Here is a 26,491-nt window from a genome sequence, read left to right as displayed (position 1 = left end):
AAGAATAACAATCATTTTTTTATTTTAGAATTAAATCAATATAATAGCGATAACTGTCACCAATATAATAGCATTCCGTATACTCTTCAAAATCACCTTTATGGTTTTTAGCGTTTCTTACCCTTTTTAAAATAGGCGTATCTTCAGAAGTATCTAACCATTTTTGCACTTCCTTATCAGGTCTAACTGCTTCCAAATATTCTTTTATGTTTGTTAAAATAATGCCATTTTCCTTTAATTTTTCATATAAAGAGCCATAATATTCATTTGACTGAAGAGATAAATTGGGTTTATATGTCAAATATGTTTTAAAGAAAACTGGTTTTTTATTTACCAATCCTCTTATACGCTTAAGTTCAATCACTTCATCTCCTAATTTAATATTTAATTGTTTTGCTAAAAATTGATCTGCCTTTACTTTTTTCACCTCCGCATGTATAGTACTCACTTTTTTTCCTGACTCATTCATTTCATAAGTAAAACTTTTCACATAAGTAAAATAATCTTTGTCGGATCCTTTTTGCTGATAATCAAGGACAAACGTTCCTTTTGGGCGCTGCCTAATAAGATATTCTTCCCAGACTAACTCATTTATAGCTTCTCTTACAGTTATTCGGCTAACGTCATATAATTCACAAAGTTCCAGTTCAGATGGTATTTTATCTCCTGGCTTCCAATCGCCTTCTTCAATTTTTCTTTTTAACTCTGTTTTAATTTGAAGATAAAGTGGAGCAGCATCTCTATCCGTATTAAGTTTGTTTACCATTATTTTCCCCTTTCGATTAACATAATAATGTTATATCAGTTCTATTTTACATAATTGCATTATTTATATACAAACATTTTTTCCTAACATGTTCCGGCTGAGTTGCCTTGTATAATTAAAAAAGAATCTTCACTAGTCATGTCCATGTTGATTAGACACTTCTTTGGTACTATGCCACCACTTTTACTAATAAAACGAATGACCCTTCATCGTAAGCGGTTTCAATTGTTTATTTAATATATTTAGATTATGAATTAATCCCTTTTCGAGTGTGTAAGCTTCCTCTCTCCTGTAGTTATTAATAATAGTGTAACAAATAGCAGTGAGTATTAGGAAAATAATTTCTTTGAGCCAAGAGAGTACCCAACAATGAGCTTTAACACAGCCTTTTAAAAAGTTTTTTCCGTATATTGCGGTAAAAATTCAGCCTTTTTGAAAGCGATTTCAATTGTATAACTAATATATAGACAATTAAATTTGCTCAGGGGAGATGAAATATATGAAGCTATTAGCGATTACGTCCTGTCCAAACGGGATCGCTCATACGTATATGGCAGCTGAAAACCTCCAAAAAGCTGCGGAGAAGCTAGGCCATCAAATGAAAGTAGAAACACAAGGTTCAATCGGAATTGAAAATGAACTAACAGCACAAGAAATTCAAGAAGCGGATGGAATCATCATCGCTGCCGACAAAAGTGTAGACAAATCTCGATTTGTTGGTAAAAAACTACTTGTCACAGGTGTTCAAGACGGGATTCGAAAACCAGAAGAACTAATCGAATACGTTCTCTCCGGCGACGTTCCTGTTCATCAAGAAGATTTAAAATCTGTTGCTGAATATAAACAAGAAATGAAAGACAAGCAAAACCCGATTTACCGTCACTTAATGAATGGTGTATCTTACATGATTCCCTTCGTCGTGGTTGGGGGTATATTAATTGCCCTTGCACTAGGTCTTGGCGGTCATCCAACGGCAAAAGGAATGCAGGTCGATCCAAACTCGATTTGGAATTCCATCCTCAACGTTGGTGCAGCATCATTCGGATTTATGGTTCCAATATTAGCAGGATTTATCGCAATGAGTATTGCGGACCGTCCTGGTTTAGTACCTGGTATGGTCGGCGGCTGGATTGCAGCTCACGGGGAATTTTATCATAGTACAGCAGGTGCAGGATTCCTAGGCGGGATTATTGCCGGTTTTCTTGCAGGATATTTGGCAAAATGGATCAAGACATGGAAAGTTCCAAAAATGGTTCAGCCAATTATGCCAATCTTAATTATTCCAATTTTAGCAACTACCGTAGTGGCAGCGATTTTCATCTTTATCATAGGACAGCCGGTTGCCGCTGTATTCACAGGCTTAACAAACTTCTTAAACGGTATGCAAGGTGCAAGCTCGATTTTATTAGCCTTAATCTTGGGAGCAATGATTGCCTTTGATATGGGTGGTCCAGTTAATAAAGTTGCATTCTTATTCGGTTCTGCTATGATAGCTTCTGGAAACTATACGATCATGGGACCTATTGCAGCAGCAATCTGTATCCCACCAATCGGTATGGGTCTTGCAACTCTTCTTAATAAGAAAAAATACGAAGAAGCAGAAAGAGAAGCAGGAAAAGCAGCATTTTTCATGGGCTTATTCGGGATCACAGAAGGTGCGATCCCATTCGCAGCAAAAGATCCAATTCGTGTTATTCCAAGTATCATGGTTGGTTCAATGGTCGGTGCGGTCATTGCGATGATTGGTCATGTTGGCGACCACGTTCCTCACGGCGGCTTGATTGTTGCAGCCTTAGGAGCTATTGATCATGTTGTAATGTTCATATTAGCAATTATTGTTGGGATCTTCATAACTGCCTTCATGGTAAATGCTTTGAAAAAGAATGTGGAGTGACGAAAGTGAAACTTACAGATTTACTCAGCCTCGATTTTATTGAAACAGATATCAAAGGAACAACGAAAGAATCTGTCATAGATGAAATGATTGGAAAGTTAGACCAAGGTGGAGCTATTAACTCCAAACGGAAATTTAAGAAGGCCATTCTTAGCCGCGAAAAAGAAAGCTCTACAGGAATCGGATTTTCCATTGCCATCCCGCATGGAAAATCGAAAGCCGTAACAAAACCTGCTGTTGTCTTTGGCCTGAAAAATGAAGGCGTGGATTGGAACAGCTATGACGGAACGCTCGCAAAATTAATCTTCATGATCGCAGTTCCAGAAGAAGCTGCTGGCAACGAACATTTAAAAATTCTTCAAATGCTTTCACGTAAGCTTATGAATGAAGAGTACAGAGACCAACTACTCTCCATTACATCAAAAGAACAAGCCTACAATTTGCTAAGCCAAATTGAACAAAACTAAGAAGAGCAGTTTGCTCTTCTTTTTTCATTTCGTTTTTCAAGTGGTGCCTGACACCAAATCGATTAAGAGCTTACCCAATTAACCTATGTCTCCAAAACTGGAAATGGCTTCATCTTCAAAATCTACATAAATAGAAAAGGAAAATCGTATGCGGACAAGAACGAAAAGTTATGGGGATGATTTAGAAATAAGAGAAATAACCGTAAACAAAGCACTCACTATCACAATCGAAATATTTAAAGTTCCAGAAGGTTTTAAAAGCTTTGCAAGAAATTCGTATATCCACCACGATCACCTATTAGGGGCAGGTTTACATGAAGATAAAGAAGGGAGTGTAGAATTTGCCATAAAGGAACTGTAAGAATTAATGGAGGATGCTGACAAGGAAAACCCTCTTGATAAACTTTAAAATTAGACAATCTTCATCAAACTTCACCCGCATCTTGATTTAATTAAACGTTTGATTAGTTTTCCTGTCAGCCTTATCAAATTAGCCTTTTCGGTCTAAAACGGCGGCATGAATTGTCAGCTGATGCGTTATTCAACTGACCAATTCGTCAGAAATTCGCAGGATGGGTTTTTATTTGTCAAAGCACACTATTTTTCTACTGATTTCGGGGCGTTTCATTGTTAAATAAACGTTTGATTAAAACAGCATGATTTCCCTTTATGGCAACGAAAGTCTGACCCCTATCGCATGAAAATATGGTTGAAAGATGTCTGGAAATCGAAAAATATTCGCCCCTTTTCTCTTATAAAAATCATTCCATGACACTTTTCACCTTTTTTCTGGCATTTTCCAATTTAATCAATCGTTTGTTTAAATTGGAGCTTACCTCTTATGATAAAGCGTTGTCTCCTTCAAAGAGGCTAAATAATTGTCTGATTGTGTCACCTATAAACTAAACAAGTGAACCCTTTACACTATTGATCGTTTCTCTCCCCATCGAATCATAAATGATGTTCGCCTTCTTAGCACTAGTAAGGTCATAACAATTTCTTCCGTCTAGAATGATAGGATTTCTCATTAGTTGTCTATATTTTGAAAGGCCAAATTCTTTGACTTCATCCCATTCCGTAAATATAAAACATAGATCTGCATCCTTAAGGGTTTCTTCTATGGTAAAACAATAAGTTACACCCTCTGGATATTTCTTTTGGAAGTTTTTCATGCCAACAGGATCCCAAGCTTTAATATTCGCTCCATCCTCAAGCATGATAGGAATATTTACTAGTGATGGTGCCTCCCTTAGATCATCTGTTCCAGGTTTAAAGGTTAATCCCAAGACAGCAACATTCAACCCTTTTAAACTATTAAAATATTTCCGGGATTTCTTAATCAATTTGATTTTTTGATTTTCGTTAACATCAATCGCTGCCTTAATGGTTTTTAACTCATTATCATGGAAATTTGCCAACCAGTGCAGTGCTTTTGTATCTTTAGGAAAGCAAGATCCCCCGTAACCGATCCCCGCGTTTAAAAATCGATTTCCAATTCGGTTGTCGTACCCCATTCCAAGTGCCACATCATCAATATCTGCACCAATAATTTCACAGAGGTTTGCAATTTCATTAATAAAAGAAATTTTCAGCGCTAAAAAGTCATTGGATGCATATTTTATCATTTCTGCACTTTTCCTGTTCGTAACTAAAACCGGCGCATCAAAGCCCTTATAAACCTCTTGTAATATTTCACCTGCAATAGAATCTTCTACTCCAATGACAATCCTAGAAGGATTTAAGGTATCTTTTAGGGCGGTGCCTTGGGCTAAAAACTCTGGATTTGAAGCAAGATGAACCTTTACATTGTGAGCAAGGTTTGATTTAATCAATTCTTCGATCTTATCATTTGTTCCAACAGGTACAGTAGATTTAACAACGACAACACAATCTTTCTCAATGCTTTCAGCAATTTCTGTTGCTGCTGAATAGACATAATTTAAATTAGCAGAACCATCATGTTTCTCCGGAGTCCCTACTCCTATAAAAATTACATCTGCATCTTTATACGCTTCTTTATAATTCGTTGTAAAGTTCAACTTCTTCCTATTTTTGATCATTAATTCTTCCAAGCCAGGTTCAAAAATAGGTGAAATTCCAGACCTCATTAAATCAACTTTCCGTTCTTCTATATCTACACAAGAAACTGAAAACCCTTTTTCAGCAAGACAAACACCTGTTACTAAACCGACATAACCAGTTCCTGCTACCGCAATTTTCACTTTCATACCACCTCATATGAGAATATAGAAAAACTAAATCTACAACTTTGAGGGAATATACACTTTTCTATTGATATATTAATCAATTCCATCGCGATATTTTATGCTTGGTTACATAAATTTAGAAGAATGCTCGTTTATCTTAAGTTTAGATGGTACAAACAGATGGGTAAATCTAGAACATAAAAAAACAAGCCGCTTAAAAATCACGACTTGATTTTTCCTTTTTCCTTCCCTCAAACGCCTTAAACTTTAGCTGAGTGGTGATAAAACCCTAATTCCCGTTAAATTAGGATACATCTTCTCCTCCTAATACATTAGGCTGCGTTTGAGCAACAAGTGATCCTGAGGCATCATGAATATCCTGCCCTTCAAACACATTTGATTGTGTATGTGCAATAACAGATCCTGAAGGGTCATGAATATACAAGCTTCACCAGATTTCTAGCTTATACCGAAATAAATTATTGGTTTGTCACAAAATTTTACTAACTAATTTTAAAAATTTTGTGACGAACCTCGAATCATCTCCATAATAGTTGTTGACCATTCCATTACTCAAATTGGCCTGTGTAACGTTTTAAAATGAAATGAGGAAAAGCTTCGATTGAACCCAGCAATACCAGAGATTACTTACAAAGAATACAACAGAGATAAATACATTGTGCTGCAGCTATAATATACCTTTCTATGTTTTACTCAACAAAGTTGTTTTAAAAAAGAGAATTCACTCGTTTTCCACAAATAAACTTCCATCACCATGTCCTTTTTGACCATAAAATCCATATATTAATAGTGAAAGCTTTCCTTATTCCGGTTCACCACAAACCCTAAGAGAAGCCAAAAATAAGGGGCAACGGAAATGACACTGATATTAAAGAATGCCTGAACCAAGTATCCAATGATCGCTGCTAGTAACCCATAGGAGGCAAGCTGCTGTTGTACATCTAATTCTTCCGCCTTCCTAAACCCTTTGAACAAAATGAGGGATAAAATAAGCAAGTAGATGAGTAATGCCGGTACCCCCATTGTAAGGGCAATTTGCAAATAGTCATTATTCTCATCATAAACTTTGTCATTCCCAAAATACTTTTTTGTTTGGCTGGAATCCTTTGGAAAAACCTGTTCAAATGTATTCGGACCAGTTCCTAGCCAAAAATGGTTTGCAATCAGGGGCATGGAGACTTGCCAAATATACCAACGTGATGCGCCTGCCGAACCAGCATTTTGGTTTTTAACAATCTTTTGAACATCCTTTGTGATGGAAAGCGCCCGAGAAGCATTATTTTGGTGCGAAAACGAACTAGAGACAGTAAAGATTAAACAAAACGCAACGATCATCAAGGCCAGCGTTTTAACTAGCTGCTTCCTCTTCCGAACGACCCAAATAGCAATAATAAAAAAGCCAATAGCCACACCTATCCAAGCACTTCTTGTTTGTGATTCAAGTAGTGACAAAAGCTGTGTGCAAAGAATTATAAAATAAAGGACACTTCTCTTGCTCTTTAGAGTCAAAAGGAATGCTGTAAACGTTATTGGAATGACCAATGTGAGATAGGAACCAAAATAATCCGGATTATCAAAAAAGGAAAAAGTCCTTCGACCAAACTGCATGACAGCATCCTGTGGCAAAAAGGCTAGATGATGAAACTGCAAAATGCTATAAACTGCAGCCAGGAATGAACTAAAAATAATCAACTGACAAAGCCTTTCCATATGTCTAGGCTCTAAGCGGGAGGCCAAGCAAAATAAGAGGAAACAAGAGAGCATAATCAGTATTCCTTGGTGCTCTGTTCCATCCCCCACTAGAGATTTCTTAACGGAGAAAAGCGTGGAACACGCTATTAAAATCAAAAATATAACCATCAAACTTTCCGGAGTAGTTATTTTCCAGACGAACCTATCATCCCTTGCCACCCTCAAAGAAATGGCTAATAGAGCTAGCAGGAACATACACCCTATGAAATAATAGGCTTTTGCATTGGCATAGTAGTAGTTATCACCCCATGGATAAATGAGAATGATATATAAGCTAAAAAAGCTGTACAATATGAAAATATATGTTTTTTCAATCCACTTAATCATAATTATCCTCAATCGATTTAATCTTATTGTTTTATCCTTAGAATTAGACAATCTTTATCAGATTTCTACCACATCCAGATTTAATCAAACGTTTGCTTAGTTCTCCAGTCACCTTTATCAAATAAACCTTTTTGGTCGAAAACGGCTGCATGAATTGTCAGTTGATGTGGTATTCATCTGAAACATTCGTCATAAACAAACAGGATGAGTTTTTATCTATCAAAGCATATTTTTCTACACTTTCCGGGGCGTTTTATTGTTAATTAAACGTTTTATTAAAACAGCGAGATTTCCCATAATGGCAACGAAATCTAACTCCATCGGCTGGAAAAATAGCGGAAAGTTGTTTAGAAAATCCTAAGGATTCGCTCTTATTTTCTTATAAAAAAATTGATAACATTTTTCTTCTCTTTTGTGGCTTTTTCCCTTCTAATCAAACTTTTGATTAAATCGAACTATTCCCTTTATCAATAAAGGGTTTCCCCCTTAAAAAGTGGAAAATAATTGTCGAAGGCTAAATAGTATTTAATAAAGATAGAGAAAAAAAATTATAAAGGCAGAAGACCCATGACCTTCTGCCTTTGTTAAAATATTTTCCGATTCATTAAATCCCTTATGTCTATTAATCCCCATACCCATTCGGATTCATCCTCTGCCATCTCCAGGAATACCGGCACATGTCTTCAATTCCTCTTTCAGCAGTCCAGCCTAGTTCATTCTGTGCTTCCGAAGGATCGGCATAGCAGATGGCTATATCTCCAGGTCGTCTATCTACAACATTAAACCTTTCCGAAAGCTGAAACAAGCTGCAGTACACTATAACCAGTTCCTGTTCCTAGATTATAGGTTCCCACACCATTAGAGAACATTAATTTCTCCAATGCTTTTAAGTGGTCATTGGCGAGAGTCAACTACGTGAATATAATCTCTTACACCTGTCCCATCAACAGTAGGATAATCATTGCCAAACACTTACAACTCTGCTAACTTTCCAACTGCGACCTGAGTAATAAATGGCATCAGATTAATAGGGATACCATTATACCCTAGTAGATTAATATTTTTTTAAATTCATGCACCATCACTTTTTATCACACAGTGATAACCATTGAATTTGTAAAAGTAATTTCAACACCAAATTGTATTGACATGCCCTTTAGATTTTAGATTTTTTTATCGGTAAAGATCACATGATCCATCTTGTGATTACTAGTTTTTACATTATTCTTTCATACTTTATTTAGATTGCTTAGATTTTTTTGTTATAATAATAATTATTTTTTCTAATATTCCCCTAATTTCATAAAAATTCAGCAGGATTATAAGCATCAGTAAGACAATCTGAAATAAATTTCCTAGCTTAATATTTAAATACAATATACCAATTTGAACATATACAAAAAATAAAGTTAAGAACAATTTCCTCTTATTTAACTTTATATTTACAAACTCTCTTGTATCTTTAATCCTTAATAGCCATATTACCGCAAAGCTAATCATAGTTCCTATAGCAGCACCATTGATACCAATGGTAGGTACTAATAATAAATTTACAACGATATTTAATATTGCACCAATCACAGATGTCTTAAAAATACCAGATGTTTTTTTTGTAGCGATATAATTTGTACCTAAAAATCCAGAAAAACTTGAAAATACTACACCTAATAGCAAGAACGGTACATATTTCCAAGCGATAAAATAACTATTTGCAACGAATACTCCCATTATTAATTTTAAAAATACCAGTAATAGCGAGGTTGTTACTAGCATAGCTATTGAAAACACATTAAAAACATTTGAAAAGAAATGAGATTTTTCCTTTGAATTAGCTTCTTCAATAGCTGACATTTGCCATGCTTGAAAAAAAATAGAATTAACTATATTTAATATGCTCGGTATTTTATTAGCAACAGCATAAATTCCATTTGCGCTTATTCCTAATAGATATGTAATAATATACCTATCTGATAAACTCATAATCCACCACATTAAAGCATTAGGGATTAATGGTATACTATAGTGTAACATCTCTTTCATTAATTTAATATTTACTTTTTTAATGATAAAATCATGGTGAACTTTGCCGCTAATAATAACAAATATAGTACTAATAATATTAGCTAAAATAATAGAAATTAAATACCCTACAATCCCCATCTTGAAAATCATAAGGAGCGCTATATTAAAAATTAAAACAGTAAATACATTAAAGATTCCACTAAGAGCAAATAGCCTAATCATTCCCTTTGCTCTAATATATTGTGTCAAAATAGTATTAATTGACTGAACTAATAATAATAGATAAAAATAATGTATATAATCATCAAAAGGTAATAAAATGATCAACACAGGATAAAATAAAGATATTAAAAAAAAACCAATTAATACTATGAATAGAGAATTAATTAATACTTCTTTTTTATCATGGCTTTTATCCATTACGAATCTTAAAACCGCATCAAAAATACTCAGGGTGACAATCGGCATTAAGAAACTAATAGTAGTTGTTAGCAAGTCCACCATGCCAAATTCACTTGGAGTTAGATAGTATGTGTAAAGAGGGACTAAAAAGAATGTAATTAATTTAGTTCCCAAGTTTCCTACTGCAAATATAAGTGAATTAGTAACCAATTTTTTATACATATTCATTTTTTACAACCTTACTGAAAATTAATTTCATTTTTCTCTTTAATCATCAGTGCGATAAAAAGCAAGATGAAATTCCACAATTAAATCTAAATTTTATACAATGTTATTATTTATAATACTGAGCATTCTTTTATTCCTTAATTAAGTAATGCACTAACTAAAAAATTAATAGAATCATATAATTTTTTGTAAAGCATTAATAAATTCCATTTTTAATTTTTCATCCACATTAAGATTTCCCATATTAAGGTAATTATTAATTACATTACTCAGATTTTCACTATCATTTTCTGCATAATAAATAAAATCTATATCATTAAACCATTTAATCCCCTCAGATATTTTATGATCTAATGACTTAAATACTATACAAGGTGTCTTTGTTATAAAAGAAAATATGACTCCATGGAATCTATCTGTAATAACCAATTTACTACTACCAAATGCCTTTAGAATTTTTTCAAACTCAAATATTCTATTTTTTTCATTTACTCTTTTGTTTATAATGGTATCTTTAAAAACTAAATTTTCTTCCAAATTTTCCAAAATTCCCCTTAGTTTATTAACCCTAGAATCGTCAATTACTTTTTCCTTATCACTTCTTAATGCTAGAAGTACCCCACTTCTCAAAGGACTCTTATTATAATAATCCGATAAGTATAAAACACTATCTGGTGATAATATTACATTATTATTAGGAAATATACTTTGGGCAGTTTCAAAGCTTTTACTTTCTCTACAAACAATATACAAATTTTTATGGTTATTATATATTTTCTTTGTCTTTTCAATTTCAATTTTTCCAAAATTGTCTTCAGAAAAAGAGATGCTTTGTGGCATGATAATTATTTTATTCTTTTCGAATCTTTCAATAACATCTCTTCTTAAATTCTCTTCGTTAATATATAAATTTCCTAAGTTACCGCCACCATGCAAAAATATAATGTCACCATCATTTGAAATACTGGAAATACGTTTTTTTATATACATGTACTCCAGATACGAAAACTCAATAACTTCTTTATTTTTATAATGATCTATTAAGAATTTCTTTATTGCGATTGCTATTGCTTGATCACCTAAATTTCCATGTTCAGGAGATAGTAAATATATAATTTTTTCAACTTCTTTATACTTTTTAAGTTTATTAATTTTTCGTAATGCACTAATTTTCACTAAATTGTTTAAAATGCTCCTAATTAACATGTTCCAAACTCTCCTATTTAACCTACTGAATTGAAGATGATATTTAACTAACTAATCAAATATAGATAATTTATAAGGCATTTGCCCCTGTGAAGAAATATTAAGTCCTGTATAAAATAAATATAAACCTAATAATACAATTACAAATTTAATAATTATCGATAGGGTCTTTGTTTTACTCATCATAGAAAATAAAATGATTTGATAGACAGTTGCATATGATGCTATTCTTCCAGCAAACATATAAATATACCCCAATATGGACATTAATTGACCTATCAAACAAATAAAAATAATTTGTTTTTGGAAATTACTATCACTAAATTTATACTCCTTTTTCAAATAAAGAAATAACGAAAAAATAATTATACCTAAATTTACGATAAACGATAATCCAAAGTTTATATTTTTAGATCCAAAGGAAATATTGCTATTTAAATAATAACTATAATTTCCAATAAAAGTCTTCATTCCAAAGAGTGCCAGGGGTATCGTTATTAAAAATGTAAGAATTATATTAAAAGATAGCTTTTTTTTGATAAAAAGGTGAATGGGTATGAAAACTAAAGAAATAATAGCAGAATAATGAATAGTTGACGCAATGATAACAAAAATTAAAAATAGTACATATCTTGATTTAAGTAAATATCTGATTGCGAAGAATATTATTGCAATTGCTAACCATTGTCTTAAAATATTGTAAGTCTCAAAGTAAAACATTGTAATGTAACAAAAAATAGAAAGCGAAAAACTAATTTTTTCTCTAAAAAACCAAAGCGTTCTTATTATTAAGCTATTTGTAATTAAGGAGATAAGCAAAAGTACATAGTGTGGCTCTTTTACTAGAAACATTAAAATTTTTATCAGAATCTGAAATCCGATTTCGAAATAGCGATAATATAATTCACCTGAGTAGGTTGAAGAAGTGCTCTCTATTATTCGTATATATTGCATAGTATCTAATCCAACCATCGAGCTCCTTAAACCAGCTGTAATCGACAATATTAACACAATTATTCCAATCATGATATTTGCCGATACTCTTTTTGCAACAATCTGTGCTAAAAAAGCAAATAATACACTAAATATTAAAATAAATGTATAAAATATTGTAGAGTAGGGATAGGATGCGATGTAACTCAATAGAAATTCTCTCCTAACAAAAAATGAACAAAATATTTTTATTTACGTATCTTAGTTACTAATTCTGAATATAACTTTGGACTAATACAGAAAATAAAAGATTTTATTTTATTTCTTTTTGAATTTTTCATAACAAAAGATTTATTTATATATTTATTATCTTCCTCAAATAACTTTCCTTTTCTAAATGCAAATAAGTAAAGTGATACTAAATAATCATTTAGCAATATTTTCAGTTCTTCATCATCTATCTTTTCGTATAAATTATATAATTCTTTAACTGTAGATATTATATGTTTTGCATTACGTTTAAATTTTTTGGTATTAGTTATTGACTCATCTCTAATAATATAATAATAAAAGCGTATATCAGATACTAAAACCTTATTCGCTAACAATAGAACTCGGGGTGTCCATTGTTCATCCTCATGTAATAATCCCTTTTTAAAGAATAACTCATTCTCAAGTAAAAATTTTCTATTATATAAATTACACCAAACCGCCATTTTAACAATTCCATGTTTAAAACCGATTTTAAGAAATTCTTTACCTTTTAAACATTGGTTTGTTTTAAAACCACGACTATTAGAGTAATCAGTAGTTGATCCTTCTTCAATTTTCATTGCAGCTCCAATAATAACATCATACGAATTTTCTATTATATGTTTATAAAAATACTCACACGTCTTTTTATTGATATAATCATCAGAATCTACAAATAAAATATAATCACCTTTTGCTATTTTCAAGCCAACATTTCTTGAATCTGATAAACCAGTATTATTCTTATGAATAACATTTATTCGATTATCTCTTAATGCATAATTATCACATATCTTTGGACAATTATCTGGGCTTCCATCGTCAACTAAAATAATCTCAATGTTTTTCATCGTTTGATTTATTAAACTCTCTACACACTTATCTAAGTATCGTTCTACATTATATATAGGCACTATTATTGATATTAATGGTCTACCCATTTATATCACCTTTCTTCCTTAAATCATTGTATTTCTACACCTCTAAATAATAGGTATCGGGATTTTCAATATTAAACGGTTCATTCGCCCACATAATTGTCACCATATCTGTTTCACCTAAATTTTCAATATTATGTGTATAACCTATTGGGATGTCCACCACTTCTAGCTTATTACCGCTTACATGGTATTCAATTACCCTATCTGAGCCTATCTTTCTAAAACGAATTACTCCTTTTCCACTTACCACTAGAAACTTCTCATTTTTTGTATGATGCCAATGGTTGCCCTTGGTTATACCAGGTTTAGATATATTTACAGAAACCTGACCTCTATCTGGAGTCTTGATAAATTCTGTGAAAGAACCTCTTTGGTCTACATTCATCTTAAGTTCATAACTAAATTGATTTTCTGGTAAATAACTTAGATATGTACTATACAATTTTTTCGTAAATTCATTTGACATATCTGAAATAGAGCGTTCTTCACGACTTTTTTTGAATGAATAAATCAATTTAACGATTTCCCCAAGAGTGATAGTGTGAACTACTGGAACTTCACAAAAGGTACAAACCAAGTTTTTATTTCCGTGTAAAGCATTGATCATTTCTTCTACTACATCATCAATATATACTAAATTCATCTTAACACCAGGATCATTTACACTGATCGGTAATTCATTCGCAATATTATAGCAGAAAGTAGCTACTACACTATTGTAATTAGGTCTACACCATTTACCAAATACATTTGGGAATCGATAAATTAAAATCTTCGCTCCAGTTTTTTTATTATATTCAAACAGTAAATCTTCCCCTGCCTTTTTACTCTTTCCATAAGGATTATCAAGCATTGCTTGAATTGATGAAGAAAATAGTACTGGACATTTATTCTCATTCTTTTTTAACGAATTTAACAATCTGCTAGTTAACCCATAGTTTCCTCGAGTAAATTCTTCTACATCTTGTGGCCGATTTACTCCAGCAAGGTGAAATACAAAATCACAATCTTTAGTACATAAATCTAATTTCTCCAATTCATCATTTCTGTCAAAAGTTACGACGTCAATATTTTTCATTTGTTGTAAAGTTATAATCAAATTTTTAGCAATAAAGCCTCTAGATCCTGTAATCAAAACTTTCATACGTCTAGCCTCCTATTTTGACCACTTCTTTTTGTTTCATTTTTGCCTCCCATTTAACTAACTCTTCGTTGATTTCATCAAGCATTAATAGTCGATCTTTAATTTCTTCAACCGAAAGAATCTTTGTATTATTTGAGTTATACTCGTCCGTTAAAGATATCCTATGCGATCCCTTTTCAAGATATTTTTCATAATTCAAATCTCTATTATCAGCAGGAACTTTATAAAAATCCCCCATATCTATTGCCTTAGCTGCCTCCTCTTTAGTAAGAAGGACTTCATACATCTTTTCACCGTGCCGGGTTCCTATAACTTTAATTTCATTATCCGCATTAAATAGTTCTTTAAGAGCTTGGGCTAAATCACCAATATAACAAGAAGGAGACTTCTGTACCATGATATCTCCTGTTTCAGCATTTTCAAATGCATACAATACTAATTCAACGGCTTCGTTAAGACTCATAATAAACCTTGTCATTTTACTGTCAGTTACCGTTAAAGGTTCCCCGCTTTTTATTTGTTGTATAAATAGAGGAATTACAGACCCTCTTGATGCCATTACATTTCCATATCTTGTCCCACAAATTATTGTTTTATCAGGAGAAACAGTTCTTGACTTTGCAATAAATGTTTTTTCCATCAAAGCTTTTGAAATCCCCATTGCATTAACTGGATACGCTGCTTTATCTGTTGAAAGACAAATAACTTTTTTAACTCCTGCTTCGATAGCTGCTGTTAACATATTCTCAGTTCCCATTACATTAGTTTTTACAGCTTCAATAGGGAAAAACTCACAGGATGGAACCTGCTTAAGTGCTGCTGCATGAAAAATATAATCTACATCATGCATTGCATTCTTTAAGCTACTCAAATCTCTTACATCACCAATATAATATTTAATTTTGTCATTTTGATAATGCCTACGCATATCATCCTGCTTTTTTTCATCTCTAGAAAGAATTCTTATTTCTTTAATATTTATATCAGTATTTAAAAATCTTTCGAGAACTACATTTCCAAAAGAACCTGTGCCACCTGTTATTAATAAGGTTTTTCCGTTAAACATCTTAATTAACCCTCTTTCCATTAATTATCCTTTCAATGGTTTTAACTCCGTCATTGTATTGTATAATTATGTTATTTAAGGCATTATCACAGCAATTTTCAAAGCTTAACCAATCTATAGATCTATAATACTCATATATTTCATCAGCAAAGTTTGGTGAGTCTGGATTAAGTGCTATCCCTACCTTATTTTTTTTCAATTGATCACCCATAAATGAACCTTCATTACAAAGCTGAGGAATATAAAAAGTTAATCCATCGTAATACTTATTTCCCATAGCATTAGTTGTCTTTATATCATTTTCATAAATGTTATGTACCAGATCCGTATTTTTAATGAAATCATATTTATTTTCAGGCTTATATTCGCCTTGAAAGAAAATATTCTTAATTTTACTTTCTACACAATATTGTTTCAGGAATTGTCCAGTTTTTTGTTCGCGTCCATGATAATGAAGTTCAAACCTTCTATCATTTGCTAACTTTTTAATTATGGTCATATTTATTTCCTTATGCCTGATAAATCCCCAAAACCTAAGCCTAATAGGACTAATATCTCTGTTTTTATTTTTCCTAATTTCACGATTTTCTAAATCACTTATTACAATATTATGAGATGTATAGAGATTATCTATTAAAGGCAAATATTTCCTATATGCATCTGAACTAACAAATGTCGCAGAGGCATTTGTTATTAATTTGTGAATTATTTTTTTATAAAAGGTAAAATTTTCATAAGTGAAGTCCCTATAATCAAGTACATATTTTTTCTTGTACTTTCTTGTTAATACATCAGATAGTAATACTCCTGGGGTAGAGTGTAATACCACAATCAGATCAAAACTATGTTTCTTTAATATTTGTTTTGCGTACTTACGATACTCTAGAAAACTACCAATTTTATTTCTTAAAGGGACACTATCTTCTTGATATCGGTCAAATATATGAGTGACTATCCCCTTAGGACTTTCTGAATCAGGATTATTATCTCTTTTCCAATATAGAAGATGTACTTCACAGTTATACTTTTTGAGCTGCTCAATGTAAAAATGCATATAAGGCATGTATGAAATTTTAGTAAATCCAAGAACAAGAACCTTCATTATTTATTCCCTTCTACTCTTACCATTGTTTCAAATAGTTCTATAAATTTTTTAGTATTTACACTTCTAGAATAATATTTCTTTCCAAAATCATGTCCATTTTTTGCTATTGAATCACGCTTTTCTTTATGATTATATAAATCTAGAATTGCATCTGCCACTGCTCTTGGATTATCGTTAGGAGCTGAGATTCCCATTTCATTTTCATTAAACATTCTATAATAATCAGATTCTTCATCCACTGAATTCACGATAGCACGGTTGCATGCCATTAATAATCCAGCTTTACTTGGCACAGAGTTTCCGATAATACCCTTTTTCAAAGGAATCAAACAAATTGTACAGGTACTATAAACATCTGAAACCATCCCTTGTGGTTCAAGTGGATAAAAAATAATATTTTCTAACCCTCGTTTCTCCTTTTCTTTAACAAAAGCATCCTTTTGACTACCCTGCCCTATCATTTGAAACTGAATATCTTTATATTCCTTCAGTAGTTCAGCGACATCCAAAACCATCTTGTAATCAAAAACGTATCCCATCGTGCCTGCATACTGCACATAGAACTTATCTCTTGAAAGATTATATTTTTGGACAAACCTATTATCTTCCCAAGACACTTCTTTAACAGAACGGTCATCAAACCAATTAACAATGGGATAAATCTTGTCATTTGGTACTCCTTGCTCAACTACCTTTGTTTTCATATCTTCGGAAATTACTGTTAAAACATTGCTATTTTTGTAGGCCAGTTTTTGGATCTTGTAGAATATGCTAGCGATAAACTTATTTGAAAGAACTCCACTATTAACAGCACTACCAGGCCACATATCTTGAACACTATATAAAATAGGTTTTTTCAAAAATATCCTAAGTAATAAAATTGAAAAAATAACAGTCGGGCAAGATTGGACAAAAACAGCATCAACATCTTTCATTTGTTTCCAGATTTTAAAACATCTAAAAGCATATGATGATTCTTCAAGATACCTACGAACAAATGAGCTTTTCTCAATAATCTTTCTATCAACTATATTTACACTTAAATGTTCTTGATTTTTCAATGTGTCAGGAAGATCATCATTTATCTGTGTTCTTCTACTTTGAATAAGAGTAACTTTGAAATTATTTTCCAGCATATCTTCTATCAAAGAACTAATCAAATGATTAGAAGGTCCTGGTGTATCAAATCCTTCAGTGCATATGAATAAAATATTCTTCATACCTCTCTCCCTTTTACACAAACCATGGTGCTGTTATTTTTATATGTATTTAGATATTGATTAGGCTTACTTTATCATCCACCTAATTCCACAAATGATAAACTTGATGGCATCCAACTTGCTTACATCCAACTTTATGATAAAAGTTAATCGCACCAATATTTCTTACTTGCGTACCAACTTTTATTTTGTTACAACCATTTTGGTATGCTGCATATTCTACTGTTTTAAATAAGCTTGTACCCGTACCCCCTCTAGTAGTAGTACTTGATACAGCAATAAGCTCTATAACGCAAGCATTATTTGAATAAGAATGCAGTAAAAAACCGTTTATTTCACCTTGCTCATCCTTGGATAATGCATAGTACTTATCTGGCTTATTAAAAGAGTTAATAAGCCATTGATGATAAACTTTGTCACCGCCACGTTTTAAGAGCTCACGATCCTCTATAAACTTTGAATACTTAAAATCTGCCATTTCAATGACATGTCCATTTCTCTCTAGTGCCTGATGAACTGAAATATTTTTTGGAATCTCATACGCACCTTCAAGTTTCTTCACAAATTGAATATTCACATCTGCCAAAAATGCCGTAGTATCCTTTCCTAACAACTGTGCATTAAAAGGATTGGAGTCACGATTTTCGATTGAAATAAACTGATATTCTTGAAATCTAACTTTCAATTCATTCCATTCATCTAATGAAAGTGGCTTAGTTAAAACTGCTTTAGCGCATGAGACACCAAAAAACTCTGTATCCCACTTTAATTCGTAGAAGGTTACTGCACTTTCTATGCTTTTTCCTATCATAAGCAAATCCTCCTCCTACATTCCTATATCATTAATTTTTTTCACTTTTGTCTCATTGTCCGTTACGAATACATCCTCCCGCTTCAAAACGGATTTAGCTGTTTTAAAAAATATTCTTATATCAAGCCACCATGAGAGGTGGTCAATATAGTAAATGTCATTTTGGATTCTTTCTTTCCAAGGAACGGTATTTCTAAAGTAAGCTTGGTTATATCCAGTAACACCCGGTCTAATTTCTAGCTTTCGCTCTTCTTCGTTCTCATATAATTCACGGTGTTCAGGCAAATCTGGTCTCGGACCGATGATACTCATGTCACCTATAATGATATTTAATATCTGCGGTGTTTCATCAAGACTTGTTTTTCGAATAAACTTTCCGATCTTAGTTAGCCTCGGATCATCCTCTGAATTAAATGTTGAACCATCCTCATTCCTTAAGTCTGGTGCATTCATTTTCATCGATCGGAATTTATACATCTTAAATACTTTTCCGTCTTTACCCAAACGTTGAGCATTATAGAAAATGGATCCTTTGTCTTGAAAATAAATAATGGGTCCAATAATGGCTAAGACAATAAACCATAATGGAAGGACTAAGATAGCTATTATGAGATCGAATGCTCTTTTAAAGAAACTCTTATACATTTCTATCACCCAACATGAGAATCATCGCTTACGACTTCTTTCAATACTCTATCTAAACTCTTTATTACATACTCTACATCTTCATCACTTAACATAGTGTGTAGTGGCAATGTAATCTCATTCCTATACATATCAAAAGCATTTGGATAATCTTTTATATCAAAACCTAATTTCTTATAAGCCGTATGCATTGGCAGTGGCTTATAATGAACATTTGTTGCAATACCTAACTCTGCCATTTTTTCGATAACTTTATTACGGTATTCTTCATCTTTATCTAGAAGTCGAACTAAGTATAAATGTCCACTTGATGAGAAGTTATCTCCGTAATGTTTTAAAACATCAACTTCACAATCAATCAAACCGCTATTATACTTTTCGATGATTTGTCTTCTTCTTTCCAAAATTAATGGATATCTTTCCATTTGCCCCAAACCGATTGATGCAACAATATCCGTCATATTACATTTATAGGCAGGTGAAACTATATCATATTCCCATGCACCTAGTTTTGTCTTAGCAAGCGCGTCCTTTGATTGACCATGTAGAGAGAGAAGCATATATTGTTTATAAATATACTCATTCTCTATTCCTGGAATATCACGCCATGTTACTGCTCCACCTTCGCCAGTTGTGAAGTTTTTGACAGCATGAAATGAAAAACTAGTGAAATCCGCCACTTCCCCACTTTGTTTTCCTTTATAGGTTGCACCAAAGGAGTGTGCCGCGTCAGCTAAAACTACTACTCTCCCAAACGCCTCTTGTAATTCATTGTTCGGATGAAAGTTACTTCTTCTCCGTTCCACAATTTCAAAGATCTTGTCATAATCACACATCACTCCAGCTAAATCCACTGGAATAATTACCTTTGTGTTTGGTGTAATTGCCTTTTCCAGCTGTTCATAGTCCATTTGAAAAGAATTTTCTGCCGTATCGACAAGAATAATTTTCGCCCCAACATGATCGATCACACTTGCAGAGGCAGTATAGGTATAAGCGGATGTTATTACTTCATCACCTGGTCCAACTCCTAAGACCCTCAAAGTAAGTTCCATAGCAGCCGTTGCTGAATTTAAACAAACCGCCATTGAAGTATTGGTGAACTCTGCTATTTTCTTTTCTAATAGTTTTGTTTTTGGACCCGTTGTGATCCATCCAGATTTTAATGTATCTACAACCTCGTTAATTTCAATGTCAGTAATATCTGGTGGAGAGAATGGTATATTCCTTCTTCCCTCAGTTAGTATCGAAGGAGAAATTGGTTTACTCATTAAGTAATCATCCTTTTGATAAGTAATTAGTATTCTAATCTAACGGACTAGTTCTTTTTCCAATAACGTGGAAAGGTATGTTAATAATTCCTCTTTTAACTCTTTGTGCTGCAGTGCAAACTCAACCGTAGTCTTCACATACCCAATCTTCTCACCAACATCAAATCGCTTACCCTCAAAATCATAAGCAAATACCCGCTGGATCTGATTCAACTTCTGAATCGCATCTGTCAACTGAATCTCTCCGCCAGCCCCGGTTTCCTGTTGTTCCAAGAGCATAAAAATTTCTGGTGTTAGAATATATCTACCCATGATCGCAAGATTGGAAGGGGCTGTTCCTTTTGCCGGCTTTTCGACAAAGTTCTCTACCTGATACCTTCTTCCTACTTGAATCGATGGCTCCACAATCCCATAACGATGGGTTTCATCATCAGGAACCGATTGAACCCCAATGACGGATGAACGAGTTTCTTCATATACATCGATCAGTTGTTTCAAACAAGGTGTTTCACTTTGAACAACATCATCGCCGAGAAGAACCGCAAATGGTTCGTTACCAATAAAGTTCCGGGCACACCAGACGGCATGTCCCAAACCTTTTGGTTCTTTCTGGCGAATATAGTGAATATCAACTAGATTGGAAGAATATTGGACCTTCTCCAATAAATCTAGCTTGCCTTTTTCTAATAGATTTTGTTCCAGCTCTGGTGCTAAATCGAAATGGTCTTCGATGGCTCGTTTCCCTTTACCGGTGACGATGATAATATCTTCAATTCCTGATGCAATCGCTTCTTCGACAATATATTGGATCGTTGGTTTGTCGACAATCGGCAGCATTTCTTTCGGCATCGCTTTCGTTGCCGGAAGGAATCTTGTTCCTAATCCTGCTGCAGGGATAATCGCTTTTTTAACTTTTTTCATTCTTTATTCCACCTTTATAAAAACGACTAGTAGACAAAAGACGTCTACTTTATCGGATTATTTTTTTATGTATTAATTGGTTACTGCTTAAATATTGTTCAGTTGTTTCAAGTAATGTGTTACGCTTCAAAACATCCTGACCAAAAATAGATTTGCAAAAACTACGGTTCAATTACTAAACCTTTGATTCTATTTTCCGAAAATAATTAATATAAGAAAAAAAATCTATTTATACCATTTTTTAAAAACGAAAATCAGACAATAAACTTCTACTAGTAACGAACTTTATTATGTATATTAATTTGCTATTTCCATTAAAGAAGAGTAATCGTACTGATTATTGGCAACATCAATCAGCGTCTCATGCAATTCATTCTCAGACAGATCCAATAATCGAGCAATTAGCTTGCTTAATACTTCGGTTTGAATGACTCTGGCTTTTCCAATATGGATGCTTGGGAAAACCTGCTCAGGATGGATTTCATTTTCATTTAAAAGCTCTTCGTACATCTTCTCGCCGGGTCGCAGTCCCGTAAAGTTGATTCCGATTTCTTCTATCGTATAGCCTGAGAGCTTGATCAAGTTTTTCGCTAAATCGACTATTTTCACCGGCTCGCCCATATCGAGCACAAAAATCTCGCCACCTCTTGCTAATGCACCTGATTGGATAACGAGGCGTGAGGCTTCAGGGATCGTCATAAAATAACGCGTCATCTCTTCATGGGTAACGGTCACCGGTCCACCCGCCATGATTTGTTTCTTAAATAACGGAATCACGCTTCCGCGGCTGCCAAGGACATTTCCGAACCGAACAGCGACAAACTTTGTTTTACTTGTTTGTGCTAAGCTTTGAATAATCAATTCGGCAAATCGCTTCGTTGACCCCATCACATTGGTGGGATTGACCGCTTTATCCGAGGAAATCAGCACAAATGTCCCAACACCAAAGGTATCCGCCGCTTCCGCCACATTTTTCGTTCCGAAAATATTATTCTTAACTGCTTCTTTCGGATTGTACTCCATTAAAGGGACATGTTTATGGGCTGCTGCATGGTAGACGACATCTGGTCGATGCTCTTCCATCACTTCAAACATTCTTCCCCGGTCTTGAACATCGCCGATGACCGGAACAATTTCGATTTCGTTTTGGCACTGTTTGCGGAGTTCCATATTAATATGGTAGATACTGTTTTCCCCATGGCCGACTAAAACCATTTTTCGTGGATGAAACGTAGAAATCTGTCGGCAAATTTCCGAACCGATGGATCCACCCGCCCCTGTGACTAATACAGTTTTTCCAGCTATGTATTCTGAAATACTCGCAATATCTAACTCTACCGGTTCTCTTCCTAGTAAATCCTCGACCTGCACATCACGGAATTGATTGACCGACACTTTCCCTGTCATCAGATCCTCGAGCTTCGGAATGATTTGCGTTTTGACTTTTGTTTTGGAGCATTCATCAAAAATTCGGTTCAACCCTTTTGGCTTCAAAGAGGGAATAGCAATCACGATATAGTCAATATTGAGGGTTGTGACCGCCTCCTGAATTTGCTGGGTACTCCCGACAATTGGGATATTCAGATAGTGCAGCTTGTGCTTAAATGGGTCATCATCGATAAATGCAATAGGACGAAGCTCTGCCTTCGCATTTGTCACTAATTGACGAGCTACCATTCTGCCGGCAGCACCCGCTCCTATAATAAGCGTTCTCTTTTTGCTCGTATCCTGCTTTAAATAACTATCCCGGAACAGCCTCCAAACAATTCTAGAACCACCTATCAAGATGACATAAATCATCCAAGTCGTCAGTAATGCTCCCAAATAAATCGTCAAATGGCCTATGTACTGTATAAGGGCAGTGATTAGGACTGAAAAAGTAATAGCTTTCACAATCGAAACTAACTCGCCGACACTTGCATATTCCCATGCCTTGTTATACAGCCGGTAAAAGCTCGCAAAGAAATGATAGCTGGCTAAAAGGGCGAACAAACACAGAGCCATTTCCTCCCAATCAGGATCAGGGATAGAGGGCTGTAACGGAAAATAAGCTAAGTAATAAGCGCAAAAAATCAGTAAGGAATCTAATATTCCTAATGTAAAAAGGCGAGCTTTATATGACAATTCATCATTCCCCCACATTATCTCTCTATAAACATGTTCAAATATACTTGTACCTTTAAAGTATTTTGACAAAAAAATAAATACCTAATGGAAACTCATGTGTCGTGACACCTGTACTTTCATTAGATATTTAAGGTTTTTATAAATTGGGCATCTAACCCATCCTCACATCATGCTCTCGACGACCTGCATCTAAGGTCCCGAAAGCGGGACCCACAGCATGATCGAGTGCCCCCATGGATAACGGACAGGAAGCCTCGCCGTTCAAGTTCACTACTTGAATAGATGTATCATACAACTTTTGGGAAAAACTTAGCTGCTTTGACTAGAATAGTTTGAAGAATTTCTTTTTTTGAATTCGCTCAGGTACTTCCTTATATAGATGACCGCCTTCTAACACAATTTCTGCATTTTCTTGGAAGATATACAGCATTTCATTGCCATACTTCTTTTGAACGATATCAAACGCTTCTCGCATTCGACAGGTTCGATTGCTCGTATTATGAGCATCTGAGGCAATAAAATGAGTCAAGTTAGCCTCGATTAATTGCTGGGAGAATTGCTTGATTTTTTTTCCAAAATCACCACAGAGGCTAGCAGCCGTGATCTGCGTGAACGCCCCCTTCTCCACAAGGCGGTAGAGGAGATTCGGATGTTCGATCACTTCCTGGTTGCGCTCCGGATGCACAATAATCGGAATCAGTCCATTTAACTGCATGTCGTAAAAAAGTTTTTCCGTGTAGCGTGGGACTTGGCTGGATGGAAATTCAACTAGTACATATGGACTATCATTGATCGGCAGAATCTCCCCAGTAAGAAAGTCTTCGACCAACTCTCCATATACCCGCACTTCCTGTCCGGGAATAATCTTTACATTCAGTTGTTCTTGAAGGAGGGCTTGGTTTAATTCCTCGACTCGTTTAAGAATACTGTTCCTTCGGTTTTCGTATTGATTATTCATATGATGCGGTGTTGCGACGATGGTGTGTACTCCTTGTTCGACAGCTTTCTTGGCCATTCTGATGCTTTCTGACAAATTTGGTGCCCCGTCGTCAATTCCAGGCAGGATGTGACAATGTAAATCGATCATTTTCGCTACACTCTCTCCGAAATAGGATAATTTTCATAGGACTTTCAGATTATAACACAAAGAAAATGGCAAAAGGTGTCGAAATTTGTCACTTGTTCCCATAATAATAATAATAATCATTTTTTTGTAGTTCTTTATGGTTTAAAACGACCCCAAGCAGCTTGCTTTTCACATTTTCAAGCATTTCTTTGCCTTTTACGGCATGCTCTCGTACGGTTTTTTCACTATACACCACCAAAATGGCACCATCACACTGATTTGCCAGAATTTGTGGATCAGCGACCGCTAACAATGGCGGCGTATCGAAAATAATATAGTCGAATACGGTTTTTACATCGGCGATAAATTGTTCCATCGATTTGGAACTTAACAGCTCTGATGGATTAGGGGGAATTGGCCCGCTTGGTAACACATATAAATCCTTTTCTTCTGTTTTTACTATTGCACTGGTAAGGTCAGCTTGTTTGGTCAAAACCGTTGAAAAACCAATGTGAGTGTTGATCCCAAACGTATGGTGAACGGTTGGCTTACGTAGGTCGGCATCCACAATTAATACTTTTTTTCCAAGCTGCGCAAATACTACTGCTAAATTGGCAGCTGTCGTCGACTTCCCTTCTCCTGGGCCGGATGACGTTACCATAATGGTTTTCAGTTCCTGATCAACGGAGGAGAATTGGATATTAGTCCGAACCGTTCGATATTGCTCCGCAATCGGTGATTTTGGATCGAGTATGGTCACGAGCTTCCGTCTTGAACTTGTTTTCGTCGTTTTTTTCTTAAGAGTCAATAGTCTCACCCCTTCTTGTTGACATTCTTGATGCGCGCTGTCTTCTTAACTCTTCTATTTTTTGATCGTCAATATGAGCAATAGTCCCTAGAATCGGTAGCCCGAGTGTTTTTTCTACATCTTGTTCGTTTTTAATGGTGTTATTGAAGTATTCGAGCAAGAAAGCGATCCCGATACCTGCCATTAATCCAACAACAACAGCGATCGCGACGTTCATTGCTTTTTTCGGCTTAATCGGTGACGGATTGTCGCCAACATTGGCCTTTGCTAGAATGCTAACGTTATCGACCTTCATGATTGTTGAAATTTGCGATTGAAAAACCGCTGCTATCTTGTTGGCAATATCTGCTGCCATTTTTGGATCCGAGTCCTGAACGGATATATTGATAACCTGAGAGTCCTTTTCGCTTGCAACGGTAATCTTTTTATTCAGTTGTACGGTGGTCAGCTTTAAATGAAGATCTTCTGCCACTTTATCAAGGATTGCCGGGCTTTTAATAATGACATTGTATGTATTGATCAATTGAAGGTTTGTCTGCACCTCATTGGGAGTGTACATCGTTTGGTTATTTTTCGATTGATTGACCAGAATTTGCGTCGAGGCTTGATATATAGGGGTGATGAAAAAGTAACTGACAACCCCGCTTGCTATCGCGGCAACTAATGTAATCGATAGGATTAACGTGAACCTTTTTTTTAAGGTTTCAAGTAGATCTTTTAAACTAATCGTTTCTTCCATTTTGTCCTCCTGTACTACTAAATGTATGTCAAAACATGTTTAGTATAGCATAATTTGTCGTATGTTTTGGTATATTGTCTTATAAAAACCAACATATTCTATTAAACCTCTCTAAGTAAGAAATTTGAAGTGTTTTTTTTTGGTTTTTTG

21 protein-coding genes and 2 pseudogenes are annotated in these 26,491 nt (G+C 34.3%); 2 read left to right on the top strand and 21 right to left on the bottom strand.

Going from position 1 to position 26,491, the window contains the following annotated elements:
* Nucleotides 1–19 precede the first annotated feature (19 nt).
* Entirely contained in the window at nt 20–766 is a 747-nt protein-coding gene (locus tag BN1082_RS00325; RefSeq protein ID WP_090629350.1) for a GntR family transcriptional regulator, read from the bottom strand.
* 499 nt (nt 767–1,265) lie between these two features.
* Here BN1082_RS00325 and BN1082_RS00320 point away from each other — a divergent pair.
* Together BN1082_RS00320 and BN1082_RS00315 are read left to right on the top strand one after the other, a co-directional pair.
* A pseudogene (locus BN1082_RS00320) lies at nt 1,266–3,127 on the top strand (fructose-specific PTS transporter subunit EIIC).
* 148 nt (nt 3,128–3,275) lie between these two features.
* Nucleotides 3,276–3,488 (top strand): hypothetical protein, encoded by a 213-nt coding sequence (locus tag BN1082_RS00315; protein WP_090629348.1) that lies wholly within the window; start codon nt 3,276–3,278, stop codon nt 3,486–3,488.
* Between the two features lie 541 nt (nt 3,489–4,029).
* Here BN1082_RS00315 and BN1082_RS00310 read toward each other — a convergent pair.
* From BN1082_RS00310 to BN1082_RS00220, 20 genes and pseudogenes are all read right to left on the bottom strand, one after another.
* Complete coding sequence (locus tag BN1082_RS00310) at nt 4,030–5,349, bottom strand: UDP-glucose dehydrogenase family protein (RefSeq protein WP_090629345.1); 1,320 nt, start codon at nt 5,347–5,349, stop codon at nt 4,030–4,032.
* A gap of 289 nt (nt 5,350–5,638) precedes the next feature.
* Nucleotides 5,639–5,779 (bottom strand): hypothetical protein, encoded by a 141-nt coding sequence (locus BN1082_RS27185; protein ID WP_176699597.1) that lies wholly within the window; start codon nt 5,777–5,779, stop codon nt 5,639–5,641.
* Nucleotides 5,780–6,138: 359 nt separating this feature from the next.
* Entirely contained in the window at nt 6,139–7,434 is a 1,296-nt protein-coding gene (locus tag BN1082_RS00305; protein ID WP_090629342.1) for an O-antigen ligase family protein, read from the bottom strand.
* A 622-nt stretch (nt 7,435–8,056) separates the two neighbouring features.
* Nucleotides 8,057–8,475: pseudogene (locus BN1082_RS00300) on the bottom strand (GDP-mannose 4,6-dehydratase); the annotation flags it as partial.
* Nucleotides 8,476–8,670: 195 nt separating this feature from the next.
* The gene (locus tag BN1082_RS00295) at nt 8,671–10,086 is read right to left on the bottom strand and encodes a lipopolysaccharide biosynthesis protein (RefSeq protein ID WP_090629340.1); all 1,416 of its coding nucleotides are present in this window, start codon (nt 10,084–10,086) and stop codon (nt 8,671–8,673) included.
* A gap of 174 nt (nt 10,087–10,260) precedes the next feature.
* Entirely contained in the window at nt 10,261–11,292 is a 1,032-nt protein-coding gene (locus tag BN1082_RS00290; RefSeq protein WP_090629337.1) for a polysaccharide pyruvyl transferase family protein, read from the bottom strand.
* A 51-nt stretch (nt 11,293–11,343) separates the two neighbouring features.
* Nucleotides 11,344–12,435, bottom strand: a complete 1,092-nt coding sequence (locus tag BN1082_RS00285; RefSeq protein ID WP_090629336.1) for an EpsG family protein — start codon at nt 12,433–12,435, stop codon at nt 11,344–11,346.
* Nucleotides 12,436–12,473: 38 nt separating this feature from the next.
* Nucleotides 12,474–13,418 carry a glycosyltransferase gene (locus BN1082_RS00280; RefSeq protein ID WP_090629333.1) on the bottom strand — a complete coding sequence of 315 codons (945 nt, stop codon included), beginning with the start codon at nt 13,416–13,418 and terminating at the stop codon, nt 12,474–12,476.
* 34 nt (nt 13,419–13,452) lie between these two features.
* Nucleotides 13,453–14,562: a capsular polysaccharide biosynthesis protein CapF gene (locus BN1082_RS00275; protein ID WP_090629331.1), complete on the bottom strand. Its 1,110-nt coding sequence runs from the start codon at nt 14,560–14,562 to the stop codon at nt 13,453–13,455.
* A 4-nt stretch (nt 14,563–14,566) separates the two neighbouring features.
* Nucleotides 14,567–15,628, bottom strand: a complete 1,062-nt coding sequence (locus BN1082_RS00270) for a polysaccharide biosynthesis protein (protein WP_090629328.1) — start codon at nt 15,626–15,628, stop codon at nt 14,567–14,569.
* A gap of 1 nt (nt 15,629) precedes the next feature.
* Entirely contained in the window at nt 15,630–16,730 is a 1,101-nt protein-coding gene (locus tag BN1082_RS00265; RefSeq protein WP_090629326.1) for a glycosyltransferase family protein, read from the bottom strand.
* Nucleotides 16,730–17,953 carry a glycosyltransferase family 4 protein gene (locus BN1082_RS00260; protein ID WP_090629324.1) on the bottom strand — a complete coding sequence of 408 codons (1,224 nt, stop codon included), beginning with the start codon at nt 17,951–17,953 and terminating at the stop codon, nt 16,730–16,732. Before BN1082_RS00260 ends, BN1082_RS00265 begins: the two co-directional genes overlap by 1 nt.
* An 82-nt stretch (nt 17,954–18,035) precedes the next feature.
* Nucleotides 18,036–18,764 carry a GNAT family N-acetyltransferase gene (locus tag BN1082_RS00255; protein WP_090629321.1) on the bottom strand — a complete coding sequence of 243 codons (729 nt, stop codon included), beginning with the start codon at nt 18,762–18,764 and terminating at the stop codon, nt 18,036–18,038.
* Nucleotides 18,765–18,779: 15 nt separating this feature from the next.
* A complete protein-coding gene (locus tag BN1082_RS00250; protein WP_090629319.1) occupies nt 18,780–19,409 on the bottom strand; it encodes a sugar transferase in 630 nt (209 codons plus the stop codon).
* Between the two features lie 5 nt (nt 19,410–19,414).
* A complete protein-coding gene (locus BN1082_RS00245) occupies nt 19,415–20,680 on the bottom strand; it encodes a DegT/DnrJ/EryC1/StrS family aminotransferase (protein WP_090629316.1) in 1,266 nt (421 codons plus the stop codon).
* A gap of 39 nt (nt 20,681–20,719) precedes the next feature.
* On the bottom strand, nt 20,720–21,601 hold the full coding sequence (galU, locus tag BN1082_RS00240; protein WP_090629313.1) for a UTP--glucose-1-phosphate uridylyltransferase GalU: 882 nt from the start codon (nt 21,599–21,601) through the stop codon (nt 20,720–20,722).
* A gap of 297 nt (nt 21,602–21,898) precedes the next feature.
* The gene (locus tag BN1082_RS00235; protein WP_090629311.1) at nt 21,899–23,725 is read right to left on the bottom strand and encodes a polysaccharide biosynthesis protein; all 1,827 of its coding nucleotides are present in this window, start codon (nt 23,723–23,725) and stop codon (nt 21,899–21,901) included.
* Nucleotides 23,726–24,050: 325 nt separating this feature from the next.
* Nucleotides 24,051–24,815, bottom strand: coding sequence for a tyrosine-protein phosphatase (locus tag BN1082_RS00230; RefSeq protein WP_090629307.1), 765 nt, complete (start codon nt 24,813–24,815; stop codon nt 24,051–24,053).
* Between the two features lie 88 nt (nt 24,816–24,903).
* On the bottom strand, nt 24,904–25,602 hold the full coding sequence (locus BN1082_RS00225; RefSeq protein ID WP_090629304.1) for a CpsD/CapB family tyrosine-protein kinase: 699 nt from the start codon (nt 25,600–25,602) through the stop codon (nt 24,904–24,906).
* Nucleotides 25,592–26,341, bottom strand: coding sequence for a YveK family protein (locus BN1082_RS00220; protein WP_090629301.1), 750 nt, complete (start codon nt 26,339–26,341; stop codon nt 25,592–25,594). Before BN1082_RS00220 ends, BN1082_RS00225 begins: the two co-directional genes overlap by 11 nt.
* Between the last annotated feature and the right edge of the window lie 150 nt (nt 26,342–26,491).

The sequence above is a fragment of the Neobacillus massiliamazoniensis genome (genome assembly GCF_001048695.1).
Taxonomy (GTDB): Bacteria; Bacillota; Bacilli; order Bacillales; family Cytobacillaceae; genus Neobacillus; species Neobacillus massiliamazoniensis.
The sequence above is the reverse complement of the archived record's forward strand: the minus strand, read 5'-3'. Positions and strand labels throughout refer to the sequence as shown.

Bases quoted from the DNA above. Each gene is read 5' to 3' on its own strand.
- BN1082_RS00325 (WP_090629350.1), bottom strand. From the start codon at position 766: ATGGTAAACAAACTTAATACGGATAGAGATGCTGCTCCACTTTATCTT.
- BN1082_RS00280 (WP_090629333.1), bottom strand. From the start codon at position 13,418: ATGGGTAGACCATTAATATCAATAATAGTGCCTATATATAATGTAGAA.
- BN1082_RS00270 (WP_090629328.1), bottom strand. From the start codon at position 15,628: ATGTTTAACGGAAAAACCTTATTAATAACAGGTGGCACAGGTTCTTTT.
- BN1082_RS00245 (WP_090629316.1), bottom strand. From the start codon at position 20,680: ATGAGTAAACCAATTTCTCCTTCGATACTAACTGAGGGAAGAAGGAAT.
- galU (WP_090629313.1), bottom strand. From the start codon at position 21,601: ATGAAAAAAGTTAAAAAAGCGATTATCCCTGCAGCAGGATTAGGAACA.
- BN1082_RS00250 (WP_090629319.1), bottom strand. From the start codon at position 19,409: ATGTATAAGAGTTTCTTTAAAAGAGCATTCGATCTCATAATAGCTATC.
- BN1082_RS00290 (WP_090629337.1), bottom strand. From the start codon at position 11,292: ATGTTAATTAGGAGCATTTTAAACAATTTAGTGAAAATTAGTGCATTA.
- BN1082_RS00305 (WP_090629342.1), bottom strand. From the start codon at position 7,434: ATGATTAAGTGGATTGAAAAAACATATATTTTCATATTGTACAGCTTT.
- BN1082_RS00275 (WP_090629331.1), bottom strand. From the start codon at position 14,562: ATGAAAGTTTTGATTACAGGATCTAGAGGCTTTATTGCTAAAAATTTG.
- BN1082_RS00315 (WP_090629348.1), top strand. From the start codon at position 3,276: ATGCGGACAAGAACGAAAAGTTATGGGGATGATTTAGAAATAAGAGAA.
- BN1082_RS00260 (WP_090629324.1), bottom strand. From the start codon at position 17,953: ATGAAGAATATTTTATTCATATGCACTGAAGGATTTGATACACCAGGA.
- BN1082_RS00220 (WP_090629301.1), bottom strand. From the start codon at position 26,341: ATGGAAGAAACGATTAGTTTAAAAGATCTACTTGAAACCTTAAAAAAA.
- BN1082_RS00230 (WP_090629307.1), bottom strand. From the start codon at position 24,815: ATGATCGATTTACATTGTCACATCCTGCCTGGAATTGACGACGGGGCA.
- BN1082_RS00265 (WP_090629326.1), bottom strand. From the start codon at position 16,730: ATGAAGGTTCTTGTTCTTGGATTTACTAAAATTTCATACATGCCTTAT.
- BN1082_RS00295 (WP_090629340.1), bottom strand. From the start codon at position 10,086: ATGAATATGTATAAAAAATTGGTTACTAATTCACTTATATTTGCAGTA.
- BN1082_RS00255 (WP_090629321.1), bottom strand. From the start codon at position 18,764: ATGATAGGAAAAAGCATAGAAAGTGCAGTAACCTTCTACGAATTAAAG.